Raw genomic sequence first — 21473 nt, 5'->3', positions numbered from 1 at the left:
GGCTGTCCTTGCGGTTATGGGCATGAGAAACGGGGAAGCTGGAACGGGTTGCGGATGCTGTTTGGGGCAAACTCCAGCGTGACCTGATGTCCGTCGACGTTGAAGGTCGCCTGACGGCTCAGGCTACCGGCGCCAGGGCTGGTGCGCGCCTTGTCGAAAAAGCGGTTGAGTGCCCAGGAACCGTTGGTTACCAGCGTTGCGGTGCTGCCATTGGCCAGACCAAGCTGCATGCGCACCTGATTCGTCCCGCCCGGCCCCGGCCAGGTCATGATCTGCACTGCCTGCGGACCGTGGCTGTAGCGCAGCAGCTGGCCGTCCACGTCCAGCGTGAGGTTCAGAATGGTGTTGTCCATCCGCACGGTGCGCACCGTTACCTTGAAGGATGGCGTGGTCGCGCCGTTGGCAAAGAAAGCATCGCGGACTGACTGCGCCTGCTGGAACGGACGCAACAGCCCTTCACTGCCCGGCAGCGTTTTACCGTCGATGCCCGGCATAAAGCGCCAGTTCGCCTGGGTGGTGTCCACCTTGTTGGTCAGATTGTCGCGGAAAAAGGTGTCCATCAGCCCGGTGCCCGGGGCGAACATGCGGGCGAGATCGTCCGGCGTCACCTCGGTGCTGGCGCTGCGTACCAGCGGATAACGTCCGGCAATCGCCTGACGGCAGAATCCACCCACTTCCACATTAATACGCTTGCGCACGTTCTCCAGATCGCGACGCTGGGTGTCGCTGCTGGCGCCGACGGCCATATTGCTGAACATGGTTTGCAGCCCGCCCGGCAGTCGGCCCGCGCTGGCTTGCAGGCGGCTGATGGCATCGCCGCCCGGCGCGGGCATACCGCTGTTTGCTGCATCCTGAACGGCGGTCAAATAGCGATAAAGCTCGTCAACCTGCTTAAGAAAATCATCAAAGACGATGGTTTTGCCGCCCTTCTCCAGCGGCTGCGCCAGCTCAATCATCGGCGCATAGTGGTCAGTCACCAGTTGCTCAGGCGCCTGCGTCACAACCGCGCCCTGCGTCGGGGCATTGTCGCCGTTGCTGAACAGCGCTTCCAGAGTACGGGTGGCGCGGTTACTTTGGGCTTCCGCTTTCTGCGCATCTTCCGGCGCTGGTGCAGTGCGCGAGAGGGTCAGCACCTTGCTCAGGTTGAGCACCAGGCGGCGCAGCGGCGAGTTGGTGCCTGAAAGCAGGCGCGCGGTGTTGATGCGCTGGGAGAGATCGGCGCTGTTGTTGAGCTGAATGTCAGCGAGGAAGCGATCCCAGTTGACGATAAAGTCGCGCATATAGAGCTGACGCACGGCGTTGTCGATCTGCTGTTTATCTTCCTGGGCGGTGGTCGCACCCAGTACCCAGGCATCGTCCTCGTGCAGGGCGGTGGTCACGCTGTCGATCTGGTCGTTAAAGCTTTTCCAGTAGCCGTCCGGCGTATAGAGACCCGGCACGCCCTCACTCACTGGCTTGCCGCTTTTACGGGAAAACACCAGCTCGCTCTGCGGGCCGCCGAGATCGGAAAGCGAAACCGGCTTGAGGCTCTCATCATGCTCCAGCAGACGTTTCAGGCGGCCATATACGCGGGTGGAGAGCGGCTGCTGGTTGATGAGCGCCCTCTCGCGGGCCACCAGATCCTCATCCTGCGCATACGGTGAAGCCTGAATTTTTGGCTCCAGCAGCTGGGTCAGGTGCCATTCCAGCTCCTGAAGCTGGGCCTGCGTCACGTTCTGCGGCAGGTTGCGTTGCAGGTTGAGCATCACCCACGAGTGCAGGAATTTGCCATCGTAATGCTTAGGCTGGTAGAGCATCTGATAGGCTTTCAGCGCCTCATAGCTGTACTCCACGTCGCTGCCGTTATCGTTGCGCAGCCAGGTGGTAATGTGCATCGCCACGGCGGGGAGCAGCATCTGATCCAGCGCTTTCTGGTACAGCGACTGCGAGGCATCGCTGACGTCATCCCCGCGATAAAGCCCCATGCGGCGGGAAACCGGCGGGTCGTTAACGTCAAAGGCTTCGCTTTTCGGCAGATCCACCAGGCTGTTAAGCAGCGGCAGAAGCGCAAACAGATCGCGCTGGGGCTGGTTTTGCAGCGCCTTACTCTGCTGCTCCAGCATCGGCACTTTTGCATCCACCTCTTCCAGATAGGCTTTATTTTTGGCGTAACTGGTCAGCCACAGGCCCCCCAGGATCACCAGCAGGGCCAGCAGCGCCGCGTAGCCAGACCACATCACGGCGCGGTTGCGCAGCTCCCACCAGCGGTTTTCCCCGGCGATGCCCGCTTCCTGGAAAATCACGTTTTGCAGCAGGTTTTTAATGAAGAAGCTCTGGCCCTTCGCGCCCGGGATCGGCGCCTCTTTGCTCACCGAATCCCAGCGCGTGCTTTCTTCCCCTTCGGGCAAGGAGAGCGCGCGGTTCAGCTCGCCCATCACGCGGTCAAACGGCATCCCTTCCTGGGTACCGCTGGCAAAGTAGATGCCGCGCGGCGAAAATTCGGTTTCGAAGTTTGAGCGGGCAAAAACCGTGCTCAGGTAGTCTGCCAGCAGCGGACGCAGCGCGGCGAACTCCTGCGGGAAGAGATAGGCTTCCGCACGGGTTTTGGCGTCATGCTCTTTGAGCATGGTTTCCGGCAGGCCAGCATCCAGACGCTGTTGCAGCAGGGAAAATTCCTGCTGGAAGTTGCCCATCAGGTCGTAATCTGCGTGTTTGGTCTGCTCCCACGGCAGCGTAAAGCCCCAGATCTGGTCGCGCTGGGCTTTGTCGTAATCGGCAAACCAGGCGCGGAAGCCTTTGAGCAGGTCCGCTTTGGTCACCATCACATACACCGGGAAACGAATACCCAGCTGTTCGTGCAGCTCAGAGAGACGCTGGCGCAGGTTGACCGCCTGCTGGCGGGAGGCCTCGGCGGACTGCGAAAGCAGGTCGGAAATGCTGATGGTGATGATCACGCCGTTGATGGGCTGGCGGCGGCGGTATTTACGCAGCAGGTTAATAAATTCCAGCCATTCCCCGGCGTCCTGAACCTGCTCGCTCTCCTGAGTGGTGTAGCGTCCTGCGGTATCCAGCAGAACCGCCTCGTTGGTGAACCACCAGTCACAGTTGCGCGTGCCACCAATGCCGCGCAGCGCGGTTTTACCGAAGCGGTCCGCCAGCGGGAATTGCAGCCCGGAGTTGGCCAGCGCAGTGGTTTTACCGGAACCCGGCGCGCCAATAATGACGTACCACGGTAGCTGATAGAGATATTGCGTGCTGAAGCGCTGCGTCCACTGCGCGCCATGCCCCGCTTTGCTGAAGTGGGCTTTTTTCAGCATCTGGGCCGCTTCATCGAAACGCCCGGCAAGGATCTGCTCCTCGCTGTTCAGGCGTTTCTGCGGATCGGCCGCCTCCGGGCTGGTGGTATTTTCGTTGAGCTTGTCCATCAGCTTACGGTTCAGCCAGGCGTTATACAGCCGCGGCAGAATGTGGCTCTGGGCCCAAATCAGGTAGACCACCGCAATGCTGATGACGCGGTTCTGCTCTGATTCAAGGGGCCGGGTATCCACGATGGACAACAGCGGGCCAATCATCCAGATGACCGCCGCGAGCGCCGTTACGCCCAGGAAGCTCCACAGAATGCGATTGGTCAGTATAGAAAGTAGAGTAGTCAGCATCCTTAGTTTCCTTGCGGCAATCCGTTCAGCTCGGCCTGGGTATTTTCAGGCGACACCAGCAGCGTGATCTCCACGCGGCGGTTACGGGCGCGATTTTCAGGCGTCGTGTTGGGCGCTACCGGGTTGATCTCTCCCCGCCCTTCCGCTTTGACGCGTTCAGGCTGTGACAGGCTGCCCTGTAGCTGTTTTTGCACCGAACGGGCGCGCTCGAGCGAGAGTTCATAGTTGGAGGCGAAGCGCGCGCTGCGGATCGGCACGTTGTCGCTGTACCCCACGACCAGAATTTTACCGCTGACGTTATTCATGGCCTGGGCGATGCGGTCGATGACCGGCTCATAGCGATCGCGCACTACCGTTGAGGCCGAAGCAAACAGTCCGTCCCCTTTGAGGATCACCACGCTGCGATCTGCCTCATCCTTAACGGCCACCAGACCGGCATCAATTTCCGGTTTCAGGAAGCCGCGCAGGTTCAGCACCGCTGGCAGCTGACGCGCAGGCTGCTGGATCGTGGTTTCCGGCAGTTGGGACTGGTAAATTTTCGCCAGCACCGGGCTGGTGTTATCACCCAGACGCCAGTTCAGCACGATATAGAACAGGCAGGCGATAAAGCCGACCAGCGCCACGCACGCCCAGAGAGGGATCATCGGTCGCCAGAGCTTGCGCAGAACGGGGCGGTCTTCCGGGTGTGGCGAGAGCGGCGGCGGGTAGCTGCCGCGTACGCCACGGATCATCTGCCACAGGCGCTGTTTGATGGTTTCAAGCTGGGTGCGGCCATTGTCCAGCACGCGGTAGCGGCCTTCAAAGCCGAGCAGCAGACAGTAGTTGATCATCTCCAGCAGCAGAATGTGCTCGCGCGGATTCTGCGACAGACGCGCCAGCAGCTGGAAGAACTTCTCGCCGCCCCAGGTTTCGTTATGAAACGTCACCAGCAGACCATTGCTTGACCAGACGCCACTGCTTCCCCAGGGGGTCAGCGCGGCGGCCTCGTCCAGCGCCGTGCAGAGGCAATAGCGCGCGCCGACAATCACTTCATACGGTAAGCCCGCCTGCTGGCACCGCACTTCGAAACGGCGAATTTCGTCAATCAGGCGCTGGCGCAGCCCGACCTGATCGTCGTGGGAAACCGAATGACGGATTTGCGGAATCGCATTGAGCAGCGGATTGGCGGCCGCCACCAGCTGATTGTTCCCACTGGCTCCGGTAAACACGGCATCACTGCCGGTATCCTGTCGTTCCTGCATATTAAGCGCTCGCTTTATTATTCTGTCGGGCTACGGATGGCCCAGAACTCCATATCGAGACCCGGGAATTCCCCTGCGAGATGCAGCGCGAATGCCCCGGACTTGTCCATCTCGTGCCACAGTTCGCTGCCCCTTTCGAGTTCGAAATAGCTGTAGCCTGCATGCCACGGGATCTGCGGCGGCGCGACGGGCATTGCCCGAAGCATGATGCCCGGCAGTTGAAGCTGGACCAGATCGCGAATTTTCGACACTGGCGCAACCTTCATCTGGGCAGGGAAATGGGTTTGCAGGTGTTCGCCGGGGACATTGGCTTTGACGGCCAGCACGAAGCCGAATTCGCGGACCATGCTGGTCTCCGGCACGGTGGCGATGTTCAGCCCGTGAGAGCGTTCGTGCAGCGGCAGCTGGATGGCATGATCTTCCATGACCAGCGACAGCCCCTGGCGCAGCATCAGCATCAGTTTGCTGAAGCAAACGGCGAGATCGTCATGGTCGTATACCGGCAGAATGCTCTCTGCGGTACGCTGCGGCGTCCAGGTGGCTAGCTCCGTGGCAAACGGCAGCCAGCTGCGCCACAGCGCTTCAGGGTGAAGCAGCGGCAGCGTTTTTAAATGCGAGACGTCGCCCAGGTGGCGGTTGATCAGCGAGAGAAGCGTGAACTCGACCATCTCGGACGTATTGAAACGCCCCGGCTGGCGCAGGCGGCCGCCGATCTGCTGGCTACGCTGCACCAGCAAGCCGTGCAGGTCGTTGATCATGCTGTACAGCTGCGGGCTGTTATTGGCATTCAGCATTGGCGGGATGTAGCTGTTATCGAGCCGCACGTGGTTGTCGTTGCGCTTTTCGGTGACGAACGCCACGCCGATGGCGGTCCATTCTGCCGTCAGATCTTTCTCCAGCATCAGGGTCAGACGCAGGCGGCCAAACTGGACCGTCGCCTCCCCGACCGACATGGCGTTATCGTCTTCCACTTCTTGTTCAAACGTAATAAAACGCGCCAGAGAAGCCTGCTCCTCGCTGAAAATCACCTCTTCTCGCCCCCCGCGACGAACCGGCAGCGCAAGCACTACCTTTTCATTGGTGAGATTGTCGGGAATTTTTAGCGGGGCCGGACCGTTGCGGTCGCTGCGAACCTGGAAAAAAGTGCCGTCAGGCAGCAAGCCGCTACAGTAGCTCAGGGCAATGCAGCCCTGGCGAAGCATGGCTTCATCCAGCTCAAGGTCGAGGAACCCCCAGAGATACGGTCGCTGCAAGGCCCCCCACTCACGAACGTGGTTGAGGAGGTAACTTTCTGTCCGCTGAAAATGGTGGGGACGCAGGAACATGCCCTCGGTCCAGACGACCTTTTCTGCTTTCGTCATGATGATCTCTTTCCTGTTATGAAGGGCGTTACTGGCTGATGACCCGGATACCATTTACGTCAAGGAAGACGCTGGCCTGGAGTTCATCTGCGGACCATTTCCAGAACTGGTAAATCGCGTTTTCGCCGGGAACAGGCAAAGGAAGTGAGACGCGCCATTTTTTGCCGTCGAGCGCCTGGTATTCCGCCATCACGCCGATATAGCGCGCTTCCGGTGAGCTTTGACCACTCAGGGTTTTCGAAAGCTGGCCCGGCATCAGGAAGAATACATCGCTGTTCAGCAGATTCGCGCCAAGCGTGGCTGACGCGTTGTTCTGTAAGGAGTAGAAGTCGCTGGACATGAAATCCGCATCGGATTTCAGCAGCAACACTCTGACCTTAAGCGGCGCAGAATCATTGATTTGAGGATGAGCCTGAAACTGAAGATTGTATCGGGAGGGGTCGCTGTGTGAAGACGACGTACAACCACCGATCAGCGCGAATATCAGCGCAAAAAAAGGGAACCACATCCGATAAACATTTTTATTATTCATAAAAATACGCTCGTGAAACCCGTTTAGTTCAGGATCCAGGTACCGTTCGCGCTGTCTTTGCAGGCTTTGCTGTTGCCATCGACATCAACACAGGTGGTTTTCTTGCGCGCTTTCGGGCGCAGCGCCTGTTTACGCACGGTGGCTTCGTACTGGTCGGCCTTGATCACGGCACGCATCGGCACATAACCAATCAGCTGTTCACTCCCTTCATCGGCCAGCGCCATCCAGAAATGTTCAACCTGCCCCAGCACAACGTAAGTTTTGCCGGTCTCCAGCGTACGGATCACTTTTCCGCCGTAGTCAGGACGGCTCATCAGGGATGCCGGGTACATGGCACGATATGGCTCATTCACCTGAGTGAACTCCGCCGGAGGCGTAACAGCGTGACGGTGTGTTAGCGTGATGCCATTAACCTGGCTGGTCACAATCGTATCATCGGTGATCGCTGGTTTCTGCGGCGCCTTACAGCCCGCCACCGCCATAACAAACAGAAGTGATAACAATACGCGCAGTTTCATATGCTTTTCCGTAGCGATATTTAGAGGATGAAGTGAGGGGATAAAATTTGACTTAGGTGCTATTGTTAAAATAGTCAGGATATTTTCAGCATGTAACTATTTTAAGGCATAGCTACCGCACGAGCCCGACAGAAATCGGCCCAGCATGCTCCTGACATATTTTGACAAACGGTAGACAAGTTTACATGAGCTTGTCATCAATTCAATATTTCCCGCCTGCTTAATGACGTTTAATGATACGCCCAATGCATTATAGGATTAATCTCATTAAAAATGCGCACTTAGATGAAATCGTCTTTTTCTTAGACAATATTTGCACATAACTATATGAAAATTAATGGCTAAACAGGCAAAAGAGAACCGCTATCATTAACGTAACCCCTTATTATCGCCACTACCATAATTAGTAGAATTTCATTTTTTCTGTGCGCTGCGGGATATATCTGGGATATTTTCATTGTTGCATCCTGAAGATAACTTTAATTGCACAGGCGTACCCCGCATTAACAAAAACTGAAGAAGAAAATGGCAGGGATTTAATTTCGCGTTCCGAAATAACGTTATCGAAATTATCCTCAGGGGTTATTTTTTGTGCATGAATAATTAAGCCTGACTACATCTTTTTGATGGGTTGTTGTTCAGCGCGCTCCCGCACACCCCATAAACTGGGGGTTTCAGCGTCGTTGACAAATAATCTCACGCAAGAAGTTTTACCGTTACTACATATTTCGTTTACTTCTTACCAACATCTGGCGTTTCATTCTTTCCCCCGGGCAAGCCTCTCCACGCCTCCGGTGTCTTGTCTGCGGTATTCGCCTGCCGCTTGACTTATTTTGTGATAAAGGTACTTTTCAGGACATGAAGAAGATCCTGATTATCGTACCTGACGGTGGCATGTTGTTTGAGGCCGCCGGTATCGCCGACATTCTGATGCAGGCCAACCGGCTGCACCCGGACGGCCTTGCGCAGCCCCGCTATCGCATCATTATCGCCACCACCCAGCCTCACCTGGTGATCCACGGCCAGTCCGGATTAAACCTGCTGGCGGACTATCGCCTGCCGGAGCTGGATCCGCGCGCGCCGCTGGACACGATCATCATCACCGGTCGCGGCATGAATGAGCAGGAGAGCACCGTCGTGGTGGACTGGCTGCATCTGGCCGCGCCGCATGCGCGACGCGTCGCCTCTGTCTGCGGCGGAGCCCTGCTGCTGGCACAGGCCGGACTGCTCAACGGGCGCCGGGCAACGACCCACTGGCGGCTTCTGGAGACGTTAAAAACCTGCTATCCGGCGGTCAACGTTGAGGGCGGCCCGCTCTATGTTCAGGATGGTCCCGTCTGGACGTCCGGCGGCGTCAGCTCCGGGTTTGATCTGACGCTGGCGCTGGTGGAAGACGATTATGGCTTCACCCTCGCCCGCAACGTGGCGCAGGATATGGTGATGTACCTGCGTCGGCCTGGCGGCCAGCTACAGTTCAGCCGCTATAACCTGGAGCAGTCCGGCGCGACCGGACCTGTCAGCGAACTGCAAAGCTGGATCCTGCAAAATCTCACCGCAGATTTATGCGTCGAGAAGCTGGCCGAACGGGTCGCCATGAGTCCGCGCAATTTCACCCGCGTGTTCACGCGTGACGTGGGTGTGCCTCCGGCCCGATATGTTACCGAGGCGCGCCTGGCTGCCGCCCGCCAGCTACTGGAGCAGACCCCGGATCCGCTTGATGTGATTGCTGAAAAAAGCGGGTTTGGTACCAGCATTAACTTGCGCCGCGTTTTTGAGAAGCAGCTTCATCTCACACCGGGCGAATACCGCCAGCGCTTCCACTGCCGCAGAATGGCGTAATCTGATCCTTTTTTGTCATTTACGCCATCCGGCCTGACGCCTACAGTGACTCCAGACAACACAGATAAGGAGTGCATCATGGTTAAGGTCGGTATTAACGGTTTCGGCCGTATCGGACGTAATGTTCTGCGCGCGGCGCTGGGCAACCCGGATCTCCAGATTGTGGCCATTAACGATCTGACGGACAGTAAAACCCTCGCTCATCTGCTGAAATATGACTCTCTGCTCGGTACGCTGCCGGTGCCCGTTGAAGCGGCGGACGGCGCGCTTCAGGTTGACGGGCAGCGCATCACCGTATTCAGCGAACGCGACCCGGCAAACATTCCGTGGAAAGACGCCGGTGTCGAGGTGGTAATCGAGGCCACCGGCTTCTTCACGGAACGTGAAAAAGCGGCGGTGCATATCACCCGCGGCGGCGCGAAGCGCGTCATTATCTCCGCGCCCGCTAAAAATGATGATCTGACGGTGGTGATGGGCGTGAACCACACGCTGTACGATCCGGCTCAGCATGTTGTGGTCAGCAACGGGAGTTGCACCACTAACGGGCTGGCACCGGCGGCGCAGGTGCTGCACCAGCAGTTTGGCATCGAACATGGGCTGATGAACACCACGCATGCCTACACCAACAGCCAGGCGCTGCATGACCAGCCGGAAAAAGATCTTCGCGGCGCGCGCGCGGCAGCATTATCGATTGTCCCTTATTCCAGCGGCGCGGCAAAAGCGCTCGGGAAAGTGATCCCCGAACTGGACGGCAAACTTACCGGGTATTCCCTGCGCGTACCGGTTCCGGTGGTATCGATTGTCGATCTGACCGTAACGCTGAGCCGCAACGTGACCGCCGAAGAGGTGAATGACGCGTTCCGTCAGGCCGCCGCCAGCGGGCCGCTGAAAGGCATCCTGGGCTACAGCGATGAACCGCTGGTCTCCAGTGATTATCAGGGCGACCCGCGCTCATCCATCATCGACGGGCTGTCAACGCTGGTGATTGGTGGGAATATGGTGAAGATCCTGTCGTGGTATGACAACGAATGGGGCTTCTCGAACCGTCTGGTGGATCTGGCGGTGCTGATGGATAAGAAAGGGTTGTAGCCGACCGCATTGCCGGGTGGCGCTTGCGCTTACCCGGCCTGCAAAATGGCCCCTCTGCCAGCTAACAGGGGGGCACCATGACACCTTTCAGAAATAATATTTAAACCGCACACGACCGCCATAACGATCGTCGTTCTTATCGCTTCCCTCTTTCGGCGACGCGTTCACCCACGAAGCGTAGGCGCCCAGATAAATATTAAAGTTCTTCATCTTCATTACGTTGGGAATGAGGTATGACGCATGGACAGTGTGAATATCATACTCACCCGGATCGGTGATCCAGCAGTCATTCTCACACTCTGCGTCAAAGGTGGAGGTGTTAAATTCTTCGATTTCGTTATGGGCATAAATATAGCCCAGCTCAACGTTACGCCACAGGGCATTGATACCCGTGGTGAAGTCCGTTTCGTCTGCGGCGTCCAGATACGCTGTGTTGAGATTCACGACTACCCCATCCTCCGGGTCGGTTTTCAGACCATCCCAGGTCATGGTGAATCCGTAACCGGTGCGGTCAGACTGATCGACCCAACGACCCGCGTCATCCCGATAGCCATAAGCATTGTTGACCAGATTGGTTTCCATGGCGATGGCCGTTGAGAACGGGCCGTCCTGCCACGAAATAACCGGCCGGACATAGGCGACGTTCTTGTCATTTTCCAGTTCCGCACCATGGTAGCGCTGGTCGACATACAGATCGCTGCCGTCTTTGAACAGCGTATTCAGCTCGAAATACCAGTTATCCAGCGTTTTACTCATCAGGAAGTTTCCGCCGCTGTCGGTACGGCCACGCCCCTCTTTCAGCATATAAATGTAACCGTAGCCGTCGCTATAAAGATCGTCCGCGGTATTGCCCGAGTATTCAACAAAGGTATCCTGGTTGAGCGGGAACATATCGTAGGCTTCAAAACGTCCCACTTTAATTTCCCAGTCGTTTTCTGTGCCAAAGAAGAATACCGCATCATCAAGGTACATTTGCCCCGCCAAATCTCCCAGCGGCTGCACAGAAAATCCGGCAAAATGACCGTTATCCATTTTCCGGTAACCATCAAAGCCCAGCAAAATACGACCATTAATATCCCAGCGTTCTTTATCGCCCGGCGCCCAGTCGCTATTAGCGCTTTGCTTAACAGAGGTCAGGCTGCCGGTTTTGCTGGCAGCATCCATATTAAATTCCACATCGCCATAAAATTTTATATCGCCAAAGCCCGAAAGCGTCAGCTTCGGTGGTGCATCTTTATTGACGGGCTCTTCTGACTGCACAACCACGGGCGCGGCCTGCTGGCTGGCCGCCTGCTGTTGTTTCAGCGCCTCGATTTGCGCCTCCAGTTGCGCCAGTTTTTCATCAATGCTCGTCGCGTTTTGTGCAGCAAAAAGAGAGCCAGAACAGAGTGCCCCCACGAGGACAACCATTTTTTTTAATTGCATAGAATCCATCCTGAAATAAAAGTGAACACCCACGGTGATGGGTCACCCTATTTCGTCGAAATGCTTTTCGGCGGGCTATTATGTTTTTTGTTATATCGGTTATGATTTTTACTTTGTGTGACCTTCGCGGAAACTTATTCGCGGAATGAAATAAATAAACACAACCCCGCTCACAGAATTAAAAAAGGGTGCAACCCGTTAGCCAGGCCAATATTCATAGCTTTGCCTGATAGGATATTTAATAATTATTACTCTCTAAAAAACATTTCCTGGGTAAATACTTTTCGCCGCGCGTCTCGCGCCCGGGCGCGGCGGTAAATTGTCTGGTAATGCGCAAAATGGGATATTCAACACGCGAAGCGGGCAATATTCGTCTAAGGTTTTCAGGTGATTGACGACAGCGGTGACGCTGCCCAGCGACGAATGGAGATGAACCGATGATAAAAACTCGAATGCTACGCCCCGGCTTGTTACACCTTGCGTTGGCAGGCGCACTATTCGGTGTAACCGCATTGGGTTACGCTGAAGACCAGCCAGCGAGCCAGCAAAGCTCACCTGATATTCTCCTTGGCCCCCTCTTTAATGAAGTCCAGAGCGCCAAACTGTTCCCGGATCAGAAAACCTTCGCGGATGCCGTTCCCAAAAGCGACCCGCTAACGATCCTCGCGGATTACCGGATGCAGCATACCCAGTCCGGTTTTGACCTGCGCCACTTCGTGGAGATGAACTTTATCCTGCCGAAGGAAGGTGAGAAATACGTTCCCCCGGAGGGCCAAAGCCTGCGCGAACACATAGACGATTTGTGGCCTGTGCTGACCCGCACCACCGACAAAGCGAACAAATGGGACTCTCTTCTTCCCCTGCCAAAACCCTATGTCGTGCCGGGGGGACGCTTCCGCGAAGTCTATTACTGGGACAGCTATTTCACCATGCTGGGGCTGGCCGAGAGCGGCCACTGGGACAAGATCGGCGACATGGTGGACAACTTCGCTTACGAGCTTGATACCTGGGGCCATATCCCTAACGGCAACCGCAGCTATTACCTGAGCCGCTCTCAGCCGCCGTTCTTCTCGCTGATGGTGGAACTGCTGGCCACGCATGACAGCGATGCGTTAAAGAAATACCGTCCGCAGATGGAAAAGGAGTATGCCTACTGGATGGAGGGGGCGGATGGGCTTCAGCCTGGTCAGGCGAACAAACGCGTGGTGAAGCTGGATGACGGCTCCCTTCTCAACCGTTACTGGGATGACAAGGATACGCCACGTCCTGAGTCCTGGCTGGATGATGTTACCACCGCCAAAAATAACCCTGACCGTCCGGCTACGGAGATTTACCGCGATCTGCGCTCTGCCGCCGCCTCGGGCTGGGATTTCAGCTCCCGCTGGATGGACGATCCACAGAAGCTGGGCACCATCCGCACCACCAGCATCGTGCCGGTGGATCTGAATGCGCTGATGTTTAAGATGGAAAAACTGCTGGCCCGCGCCAGCCAGGAAGACGGTGATACCGCCAGCGCAAGCAAATACGACGCGCTGGCCTCCGCACGTCAGAAAGCGATGGAAAGCCATCTGTGGAACGATAAAGAGGGCTGGTATGCGGATTACGATCTGAAAACCGGGAAAGTGCGTAACCAGCTGACAGCCGCGGCCCTCTTCCCGCTGTATGTGAAAGCCGCATCGCAGGATCGCGCCGACAAAGTGGCCGCAGCCGCTTCGTCACGCCTGTTGAAACCGGGCGGAATTTCTACCACCACCATCAACAGCGGACAGCAGTGGGATGCGCCAAACGGCTGGGCGCCGTTGCAGTGGGTTGCGGTGGAAGGCTTGCAGAACTATGGTCAGCAGAAAGTGGCGATGGACGTGACCTGGCGTTTCCTGAAAAACGTTCAGCATACCTACGATCGCGAGAAGAAACTGGTTGAGAAATACGACGTCTCTTCGACCGGTACCGGCGGTGGTGGCGGTGAGTATCCGTTGCAGGACGGTTTTGGCTGGAGTAACGGCGTGACGCTCAGAATGCTGGACATGGTCTGTTCGAAAGAGAAGCCGTGCGACAGCGTGCCGGAGAATCAGCCTGCGGCTAACGATGACGTTGCCCCTGCGAAACAGGCGGCGCAGTAGCGCCCCTCACCCTGACCCTCTCCCCGGTGGGGCGAGGGGACGGTTCCGTGCAATAGCGTTGCCCGGTAGCACTGCGCCACCGGGCTTTTTTCAGAAGCTGTAGCTCGCCCCGACCTGGAACGTGCGATCGCGGCCTATCCAGCAGTTGGTCGCGTCATAGCAGGTGAGCGTCTCTTTGTTGGTGACGTTCTGCGCGCTCGCTTTCAGCGTCAGCCCCTCCAGCGATGGCGCCAGTTCGCCCATGCGGTAGGATGCCGCCAAATCGTACTGCGTTGTACCGCCCAGCTTGCCTGCGTCGTTGGCTGGCGAGATTTCCATCGGTCCGGTGTAGCGTGCGCCTGCCCCCAGCGTTAAACCTCTCAGCGGGGTGCTGTCAAAGGTGTAGTCTCCCCACAGATTAAAGGCGTTCTCAGGGACCTGCGTCGGTCGTTTGCCCTGGTACTTGTCATCTTCAGTGTTGATGGCGTGGGTATAGGCGTAGTTAGCAATCAGCGTCAGGTTATCCGTTGGACGACTGACGGCAGAAAGCTCCGCGCCTTTCGATTCCACTTCCCCGGTCTGGCGATAGTTCAGGAAGCCCGGATCGCTGGTCACCACATTTTTCTGACGAATGTTAAACACCGAGGCCGTGAAGGTGGTTGCGTATTCCGCCAGCAGGTATTTCACCCCACCCTCCACCTGCTTGCTGGTGGTGGGCTTAACGTCTTTCGCAGTCAGCGTGCCCTGCGGCGATACCGGGGCGAACCCTTCCGAATAGCTGATAAACGGCGAGAGTCCATTGTCGAAGGCATAAAGCGCACCCAGGCGTTTCGTGAGGCGATCCTGCGATACCCAGGCTTTGTCACCGTTTTGCAGATAGTTGGTGGTGACGGAACGGTAGTCGTCATAGCGCAGGCTGGCCAGTACGTTCAGCCCGCCAAACGCAATCTGATCCTGGAGGTAATAGCCATTCTGCTGATAGCTGAGACGGTTTTTCTGCGCGGTATAAAGCCCCAGCGCATCGTTATCGATCTGCGCGTGATCCGGATGACGCATATCGATACCCGGTGTGGACGAGGCGTAACGATAATGGAAGTGAGAATTCAGCTTCTGATAGTCAAAGCCCGCCAGCAGATGGTGTTTCCACTCTCCCAGCGCGACGGTTCGGGTCACCTGGTTATCAATGTTGAAACTCTGCAAATCTTCATCCGTGGTATAGGCGAAGCGGTTGAGCTGGTAGACCTCGCTGCCCGTCCCGGTGGAATAGGCGCTGCGCTGGTGGGTGTCCACATCAAAGTAGCGCGCTTTCTGGTTAAAGCCCCAGCCACTGTCAAACTCATGTTCAAAGCTGTAGCCCACCATCCACTGGCGCTGTTTAAAGCCGCTCCACTCATCCCCGGCATAGTCACGACGATCGGCGTATTTCGATCGCAGATAGCTTAGCGGCATCGGGTCAGACGGCGTCAGGCTCGGCGTATTTTGCGCCAGCGCGTCAATGGTCAGACGCGTTTTGTCATCCGGCTGCCAGGTCACGGAGGGGGCCACCAGATAGTTTTCATAGCGCGTGGTGTGCGCCTGTTCGTCACTTTCCGTCGCTTTGCCCAGCAGGCGATAGTTCCAGTCGCTGTTCGCGATCTGCCCCGTAGAATCCAGATACCCCTCTTTCAGATTACGGTTTCCGGTGTTAAAGCCCAGCTCCGTTTTCGCCTCTTTTTGCGGCTTTTTACTCTGGATATTGACCAGCCCGCCCGGGGAGCCGCCGCCATAAAGCACGGACGACGGCCCTTTCAGGATATCGACGCTCTCAACCAGCAGCGGATCGATTCGCGCTTTGGTGTTCCCGGTGACGTTATAGGGGAGTTGCAGGCCGTTGTAGAACTCCTGCTCGACGTTGAACCCGCGGATTTTGTACTCGCTCATGTAAGAGGTACTCCCGCGCACCTCCGTGGAAACGCCCGGCGCATAGCGCAGGATCTCGTTTATAGAACTGGCGTGCCGCTGCTCAATCTCTTTTGCGGCGATGGTGTTGATCACCTGCGGCGTTTTACTTTCCGCGACGGCTGATTTCGTGGCGCTGTTGGTCCAGCCGGGAAGCGCGCTGCCCTGCTCTGTGCCTGTCACCACGATGGTGGATTCTTCTGCGAAAGCCTGTGTCTGCAATCCCAGCGTGACGGCGCCTGCCAACGCGCATAACGCAAAACGTGAAGTACTCATAGTGTCGTCTTGTTATAAGATGATATTGGGAACGTCAATTATTATCATTTCCATTAGCAAAGCAATATCAGCAGAGAAAAACAGATCGTTTGTATTAAGTTTCATGCCAGCGTGCCGATAACCCAGAGACAGTCTGTCATCTATCGAGGAGCCATCTGGCGTGAGTAGCTACAGTGAGCAGTTCCTGAAACAAAATCCGCTGGCTGTATTAGGGGTGTTACGCGACCTGAAAAAGGGTGAGGTGCCGCTGCGCATCAACTGGTCAACCAGTCAATTTATCAGCAAGATCCTGGACGTAACGGCAGAACACCTGATCGTGGATCTGGGTAGCCAGACCGATGAAAACCGTGCCGCGCTACAGGCAAAAAATCTCTCGGTAATGGCCGAAACGCAGGGGGCTAAAGTCGAGTTTGTGCTGCCTCGCCTGACCACGATCGCCTACCAGGGTTTGCCTGCGTTTATCGCCCCCTTACCCGCTAACCTCTGGTTCGTGCAACGCCGGGAATACTTTCGCATCAGCGCCCCGCTTCACCCGGCCTATTTCTGTAAGGCAAAAATGCCGGACAAAAAAGAGATCCGCTTTCGTCTCTTTGACCTGTCGCTGGGCGGTATGGGCGCGTTGATGGATACGCCGAAGCCGGAAGGCCTGGTGGAAGGTATGCGTTTTAGTCAGATTGAGCTGGATATGGGCGGATGGGGACGCTTCTGGTTTGACGCCCAGCTGATTGCCATCAGTGAGCGCAAGGTGGTGGACAGCAAAAACGAAACCATTACCACGCCACGGCTGAGCTTTCGCTTCCTGAACGTCGGGCCAGGCGCCGAGCGCGAGCTACAGCGCATCATCTTTTCACTGGAGCGTGACGCGCGGGAACGCGCGAACAAAGTGCGCTGAAAGGCGTCGGGCAGCGTACTGCCGCCCGACAAAGGCGTTACATCGCGTCCATCGCTTTCTGTACTTTCCAGATATAACGCGGCGCCTGTGCTGACGGATGATTCTTCACAACGTGCTCGAAGAATTCATCTTTATCCATATCGTTGATCTCTTCTATCGCCTCTTTGCGATCGGATGAGAAGGTTCGGAGCAGCGCGCCAGCGCCGTTCACATACGACACCACCAGCGCATATTGCATCACTTCCGGATCGTCAATCCCCTTCAGAATGCCATGCTCCAGAATGCTCAGGTAAGCGGTTCCCATAGAGATATTACGTTCCGGGTTTTTTAGTTCGCTGGTGGAAGGCTGTCCCTTCCAGCCCATGTAGCGATAGACCTCTCTCCCCGCCGTCGAGGCTTTTAACTGCATCAGCCCCACCGCATTCGATTTGCTCACCAGCGTCGGGTTGCCGCCGGATTCCACGGCGATGATTGCCGTGATCAGGCGCGGGCTAACGCCCCAGGCCTTCCCGGCTTGTTCGCTGATCGGCATCCACTGCATGGCCCGCTTTACTGGCACTTCAGGGTTCCAGGGGGGATTTTGATAATCATGTTTTGAACTACAGCCAGCGAGCAGCACAATCAAAAAAGCAAACCATCTCAATTTCACGTCATCTATCCTTATAGCCGGTCATCGCGGTACGTCGCCCCTTGAAGCAGGCGGCGTATAAGCGGCATGATATAGACAATTAGATTCTCATTCAGCAAGGAATTGCCATGCCTCAGTTTCATCTCATCGCACCGTCGGGCTACTGCATCAACCAGGAGGCGGCACAGCGGGGCGTTCAGCGCCTGCTGGAAATGGGCCATCAGGTAGAAAATCAGACAATTATCCCCCGCCGCATGCAGCGTTTTGCCGGTACGGAAGCGCAGAGACTGAGCGATATCAACAGCCTGGTGACGCTGGAAGGCAAAAATAACATTGTGCTGGCCGTGCGCGGCGGCTATGGCGCAAGCCGACTGCTGGAGAGCATCGACTGGGCCGGGCTGGCCGCACGCCAGCAGCAGGATCCGCTGTTGATCTGCGGACACAGCGATTTCACGGCGATCCAGCTCGGCCTGCTGGCGTTGCATAACGTCATTACCTTTAGCGGCCCGATGCTGGCCGGTAACTTTGGCGCGCCGGAGCTGGATGCGTTTACGCAGGACCATTTCTGGCGCGCCCTGCAAAACGCGACCTTCACCATTGAATGGCAAGGCAACGGACCGCATTGGGAATGTGAAGGGCAACTGTGGGGCGGAAACCTCGCGATGCTGGTGTCGCTGATGGGTACGCCGTGGCTGCCGCAGATCACGGACGGCATACTGGTGCTGGAGGATATCAACGAACACCCGTTCCGCGTGGAACGCATGCTGTTGCAGCTGTATCACGCCGGGATCCTGGAGCGGCAGTCGGCCATTGTACTGGGCAGTTTTAGCGGTTCAGCGCCCAACGATTACGATGCGGGCTACACGCTGGAAACCATGGTCGATTTCATTCGTTCCCGGCTGGATATCCCGGTGATCGCCGGTCTCGATTTCGGCCATGAGCAGCAAACCGTGACGCTGCCGCTGGGTGCCCGGGCGCGCCTGACGCACGATAATTCAGGCAGTCGGCTGACAATCAGCGGTCATCCGGTCTTAAAGGCATAAAAAAGCCGTTATTCCCCCTCAATAAAACGCAGTTAACGTTGTTAATATGTTAGGGTTTTAATAACAGCGTTCACATTGAGGTGGGAGTAAGACGACATTGGGTGCCACAGCGATAATCAGTCTTTTCATTCTGGGTTCCATCCTGGTAACCTTTAGCATTTTATTAAGTTCATTTTCATCGCGTCTTGGCATACCTATTCTTGTCATTTTCCTGGCTATCGGCATGCTGGCCGGGATCGACGGTATCGGCGGTATCCCCTTCGATAACTACCCTTTCGCCTATATGGTGAGTAACCTCGCGCTGGCGGTGATTTTACTGGACGGCGGCATGCGCACCCAGGCAAGTTCGTTTCGCGTGGCCTTAGGCCCGGCGCTGTCTCTGGCGACCGTCGGGGTGCTGATCACCTCCGGTTTGACCGGCATGATGGCAGCCTGGCTGTTTAACCTCGATATAATGGAAGGCCTGCTGATTGGCGCAATTGTCGGCTCTACCGATGCGGCGGCGGTTTTCTCGCTGCTCGGCGGCAAGGGGCTGAACGAACGTGTTGGCTCAACGCTTGAGATTGAATCCGGCAGTAACGATCCGATGGCGGTGTTTCTGACCATCACCCTGATTGAGATGATCCAGCAGCATGAAACCGGCCTGAGCTGGATGTTTGCCTGGCACATTCTTCAGCAGTTTGGCCTGGGGATTATCATTGGTCTCGGCGGCGGCTACCTGTTGCAGCATACGATCAACCGAATCACACTGCCTTCCGGCCTTTACCCGCTGCTGGCCCTGAGCGGCGGCATTCTGATCTTCGCCGTCACCACCGCGCTCGACGGTAGCGGCATTCTGGCGGTTTACCTTTGCGGTTTTCTGCTGGGCAACCGGCCGATCCGTAACCGTTATGCGATTCTGCAAAACTTTGACGGGCTGGCCTGGCTGGCGCAAATCGCCATGTTCCTCGTGCTGGGCCTGCTGGTGACGCCGTCGGATCTGCTGCCCATCGCCGTGCCGGCGCTGCTGTTATCAGCGTGGATGATCTTCTTCGCCCGTCCGCTGTCGGTATTTGCCGGCCTGCTGCCGTTTCGCGGGTTTAACCTGCGCGAGCGGGTGTTTATCAGTTGGGTGGGGCTGCGCGGTGCGGTGCCGATTATTCTGGCCGTGTTCCCGATGATGGCCGGGCTGGACAACGCCCGCCTGTTCTTTAACGTCGCCTTCTTCGTGGTGCTGGTGTCGCTGCTGTTCCAGGGAACGTCGCTGGGCTGGGCGGCGAAAAAAGCCAAAGTGGTCGTACCGCCCGTTGGCTGGCCCGTCTCCCGCGTGGGGCTAGATATTCACCCTGAGAATCCGTGGGAACAGTTTGTTTACCAGCTGAGCGCCGATAAGTGGTGCGTGGGCGCGTCCCTTCGCGACCTGCATATGCCCGCTGAAACGCGCATTGCGGCCCTGTTCCGGGATAACGCCCTGCTGCACCCTACCGGCAGCACGCGGCTGCGTGAGAACGATATTCTCTGCGTGATTGGCCGCGAGCGCGACCTGCCTGCCCTCGGCAAGCTGTTCAGCCAGTCGCCTCCGGTGGCGCTGGATCAGCGTTTCTTCGGCGATTTTATCCTGGAAGCCAGCGCCCGCTTTGCGGATGTGGCGCTGATTTATGGCCTGGAAGGAGGACTGGAGAATCGCGATAACCAGCAAACACTGGGTGAGATTATCCAGCAATTATTAGGGGCTGCGCCAGTCGTTGGTGACCAGGTGGAGTTTGCCGGGATGATCTGGACGGTAGCGGAGAAAGAAGATAACGCGGTGCGCAAAGTCGGCGTAAGGCCGATGGAGGAGGAGGCGGAGTAGCGGCTTTTTTGCCGGGTGGCGCTAACGCTTACCCGGCACATCGTGAGGTTACACCGTCACAACCGGCACTCTTGGCGCCAGCGCGCACATCAGTTCATACCCGACGGTGCCCGCTGCGGTCGCCACGTCATCAATTTTGACCTCGTTGCCCCACAGTTCAACCGGTGAGCCGATCCCCGCCTGGGGGCACGGCGTGAGATCAATGGCCAGCATGTCCATTGAAACGGTGCCGACCGTCCCCGTGCGCACGCCATCTACCCATACCGGCGTGCCGCTCGGGGCGATACGCGGATAACCGTCTGCATAGCCCCCCGCCACAATACCGATACGCTGTTCGCCCGCTGCCCGGTAGCGGCTGCCATAGCCCACCGTATCGCCCGCTTTCAGCGTCTGTACACCGATGATCTCACTGCGCAGAGTCATCACCGGCTTCAGGCCGCTGTTGGCAATATCCTGCCACTGCCCGGAGGGTGACGCGCCGTACAGAATGATCCCCGGACGCACCCAGTTGTAGTGCGCCTCAGGATGCCAGAGCGTAGCCGCGGAGTTCGACAGTGAGCGCGGACAATCCAGCCCTTCTGCCGCCTGCTCAATGCGCACCATGGCATCGGCAATGCCGTCCGGCTTTTCCGCATCGGCGAAGTGCGCCATCAGCGTCATCTCACCGACGTTTTTCAGCGTACGAAGCTGCTGCCAGACCGTATGTACCCGCTCAGGCTGGAAGCCCAGACGGTTCATACCGCTGTTCACTTTGAGATAGATATCCAGCGGGGCATGCAGCTTCGCATCCTGAATGGCCTTGATCTGCCAGTTACTGTGCACGCTGGTCGTCAGACGATACTTATCCAGCAGAGGCAGATCTTGCGCATGGAAGAATCCTTCCAGCAGCAGGATCGGTCCCTTCCAGCCGCGCTCGCGCAGCAGGATGGCCTCTTCCAGATTGAGCAAGGCAAAACCATCGGTGGCTCCAAGCGCACTCCAGATACGGTCGATACCATGACCGTAGGCGTTGGCTTTCACCACCGACCAGACACGAGAACCCGGCGCAGCACGGCGAACAATTTGCAGGTTATCCTTCAGCGCCTGCAAATCCAGCTGGGCCAGAATAGGACGGGACATGACAACT

Annotated in this window: 14 protein-coding genes and 1 pseudogene; 6 read left to right on the top strand and 9 right to left on the bottom strand. The window is 57.1% G+C overall.

Annotated elements, in window-relative coordinates:
* Window positions 1–14 precede the first annotated feature (14 nt).
* The 5 genes from tssM to ACOTX7_RS13460 are packed head-to-tail and all read right to left on the bottom strand — an operon-like array spanning window position 15 to window position 7287.
* On the bottom strand, window positions 15–3635 hold the full coding sequence (gene tssM / locus ACOTX7_RS13480) for a type VI secretion system membrane subunit TssM (protein WP_221256119.1): 3621 nt from the start codon (window positions 3633–3635) through the stop codon (window positions 15–17).
* Window positions 3636–3637: 2 nt separating this feature from the next.
* The gene (locus ACOTX7_RS13475; protein WP_006810961.1) at window positions 3638–4876 is read right to left on the bottom strand and encodes a DotU family type VI secretion system protein; all 1239 of its coding nucleotides are present in this window, start codon (window positions 4874–4876) and stop codon (window positions 3638–3640) included.
* Window positions 4877–4893: 17 nt separating this feature from the next.
* Window positions 4894–6237, bottom strand: a complete 1344-nt coding sequence (gene tssK, locus ACOTX7_RS13470) for a type VI secretion system baseplate subunit TssK (protein WP_221256120.1) — start codon at window positions 6235–6237, stop codon at window positions 4894–4896.
* Between the two features lie 28 nt (window positions 6238–6265).
* Window positions 6266–6769, bottom strand: a complete 504-nt coding sequence (gene tssJ, locus ACOTX7_RS13465; RefSeq protein WP_006810963.1) for a type VI secretion system lipoprotein TssJ — start codon at window positions 6767–6769, stop codon at window positions 6266–6268.
* Between the two features lie 23 nt (window positions 6770–6792).
* Window positions 6793–7287, bottom strand: a complete 495-nt coding sequence (locus ACOTX7_RS13460) for a hypothetical protein (protein ID WP_006810964.1) — start codon at window positions 7285–7287, stop codon at window positions 6793–6795.
* Between the two features lie 858 nt (window positions 7288–8145).
* On the opposite strand from ACOTX7_RS13460, the gene ACOTX7_RS13455 reads away from it, so the two are divergent.
* The gene (locus ACOTX7_RS13455) at window positions 8146–9126 is read left to right on the top strand and encodes a GlxA family transcriptional regulator (protein WP_421626088.1); all 981 of its coding nucleotides are present in this window, start codon (window positions 8146–8148) and stop codon (window positions 9124–9126) included.
* A 78-nt stretch (window positions 9127–9204) separates the two neighbouring features.
* Complete coding sequence (gene gap, locus ACOTX7_RS13450) at window positions 9205–10215, top strand: type I glyceraldehyde-3-phosphate dehydrogenase (RefSeq protein ID WP_205923725.1); 1011 nt, start codon at window positions 9205–9207, stop codon at window positions 10213–10215.
* A gap of 87 nt (window positions 10216–10302) precedes the next feature.
* Here the strand turns inward: gap and ACOTX7_RS13445 are convergent, their stop codons facing one another.
* Window positions 10303–11640, bottom strand: coding sequence for a carbohydrate porin (locus ACOTX7_RS13445; protein ID WP_047355041.1), 1338 nt, complete (start codon window positions 11638–11640; stop codon window positions 10303–10305).
* Between the two features lie 437 nt (window positions 11641–12077).
* Between ACOTX7_RS13445 and ACOTX7_RS13440 the strand changes: the two genes are divergently transcribed.
* Window positions 12078–13760, top strand: coding sequence for an alpha,alpha-trehalase (locus ACOTX7_RS13440; RefSeq protein ID WP_221256122.1), 1683 nt, complete (start codon window positions 12078–12080; stop codon window positions 13758–13760).
* Window positions 13761–13850: 90 nt separating this feature from the next.
* Here ACOTX7_RS13440 and ACOTX7_RS13435 read toward each other — a convergent pair whose 3' ends face one another.
* Window positions 13851–15953 carry a TonB-dependent siderophore receptor gene (locus ACOTX7_RS13435; RefSeq protein WP_205923724.1) on the bottom strand — a complete coding sequence of 701 codons (2103 nt, stop codon included), beginning with the start codon at window positions 15951–15953 and terminating at the stop codon, window positions 13851–13853.
* Window positions 15954–16113: 160 nt separating this feature from the next.
* Here ACOTX7_RS13435 and ycgR point away from each other — a divergent pair, with 160 nt between their 5' ends.
* Entirely contained in the window at window positions 16114–16845 is a 732-nt protein-coding gene (ycgR, locus tag ACOTX7_RS13430) for a flagellar brake protein YcgR (protein WP_205923723.1), read from the top strand.
* A gap of 37 nt (window positions 16846–16882) precedes the next feature.
* On the opposite strand, the gene emtA is transcribed toward ycgR, so the two are convergent.
* Complete coding sequence (gene emtA, locus ACOTX7_RS13425) at window positions 16883–17494, bottom strand: membrane-bound lytic murein transglycosylase EmtA (RefSeq protein ID WP_017384310.1); 612 nt, start codon at window positions 17492–17494, stop codon at window positions 16883–16885.
* Between the two features lie 107 nt (window positions 17495–17601).
* On the opposite strand from emtA, the gene ldcA reads away from it, so the two are divergent.
* Window positions 17602–18516: a muramoyltetrapeptide carboxypeptidase gene (ldcA, locus tag ACOTX7_RS13420; RefSeq protein WP_221256123.1), complete on the top strand. Its 915-nt coding sequence runs from the start codon at window positions 17602–17604 to the stop codon at window positions 18514–18516.
* A 97-nt stretch (window positions 18517–18613) separates the two neighbouring features.
* Window positions 18614–20281, top strand: a pseudogene (locus ACOTX7_RS13415) (potassium/proton antiporter); the annotation flags it as partial.
* A 114-nt stretch (window positions 20282–20395) separates the two neighbouring features.
* On the opposite strand, the gene dadX reads toward ACOTX7_RS13415, so the two are convergent.
* Window positions 20396–21466 (bottom strand): catabolic alanine racemase DadX, encoded by a 1071-nt coding sequence (dadX, locus tag ACOTX7_RS13410; RefSeq protein ID WP_221256124.1) that lies wholly within the window; start codon window positions 21464–21466, stop codon window positions 20396–20398.
* Window positions 21467–21473 lie beyond the last annotated feature (7 nt).

Source organism: Enterobacter cloacae complex sp. IR5418, from assembly GCF_049238105.1.
Taxonomy (GTDB): Bacteria; Pseudomonadota; Gammaproteobacteria; order Enterobacterales; family Enterobacteriaceae; genus Enterobacter; species Enterobacter hormaechei.
This window is presented reverse-complemented; position numbering and strand designations above follow the sequence as displayed.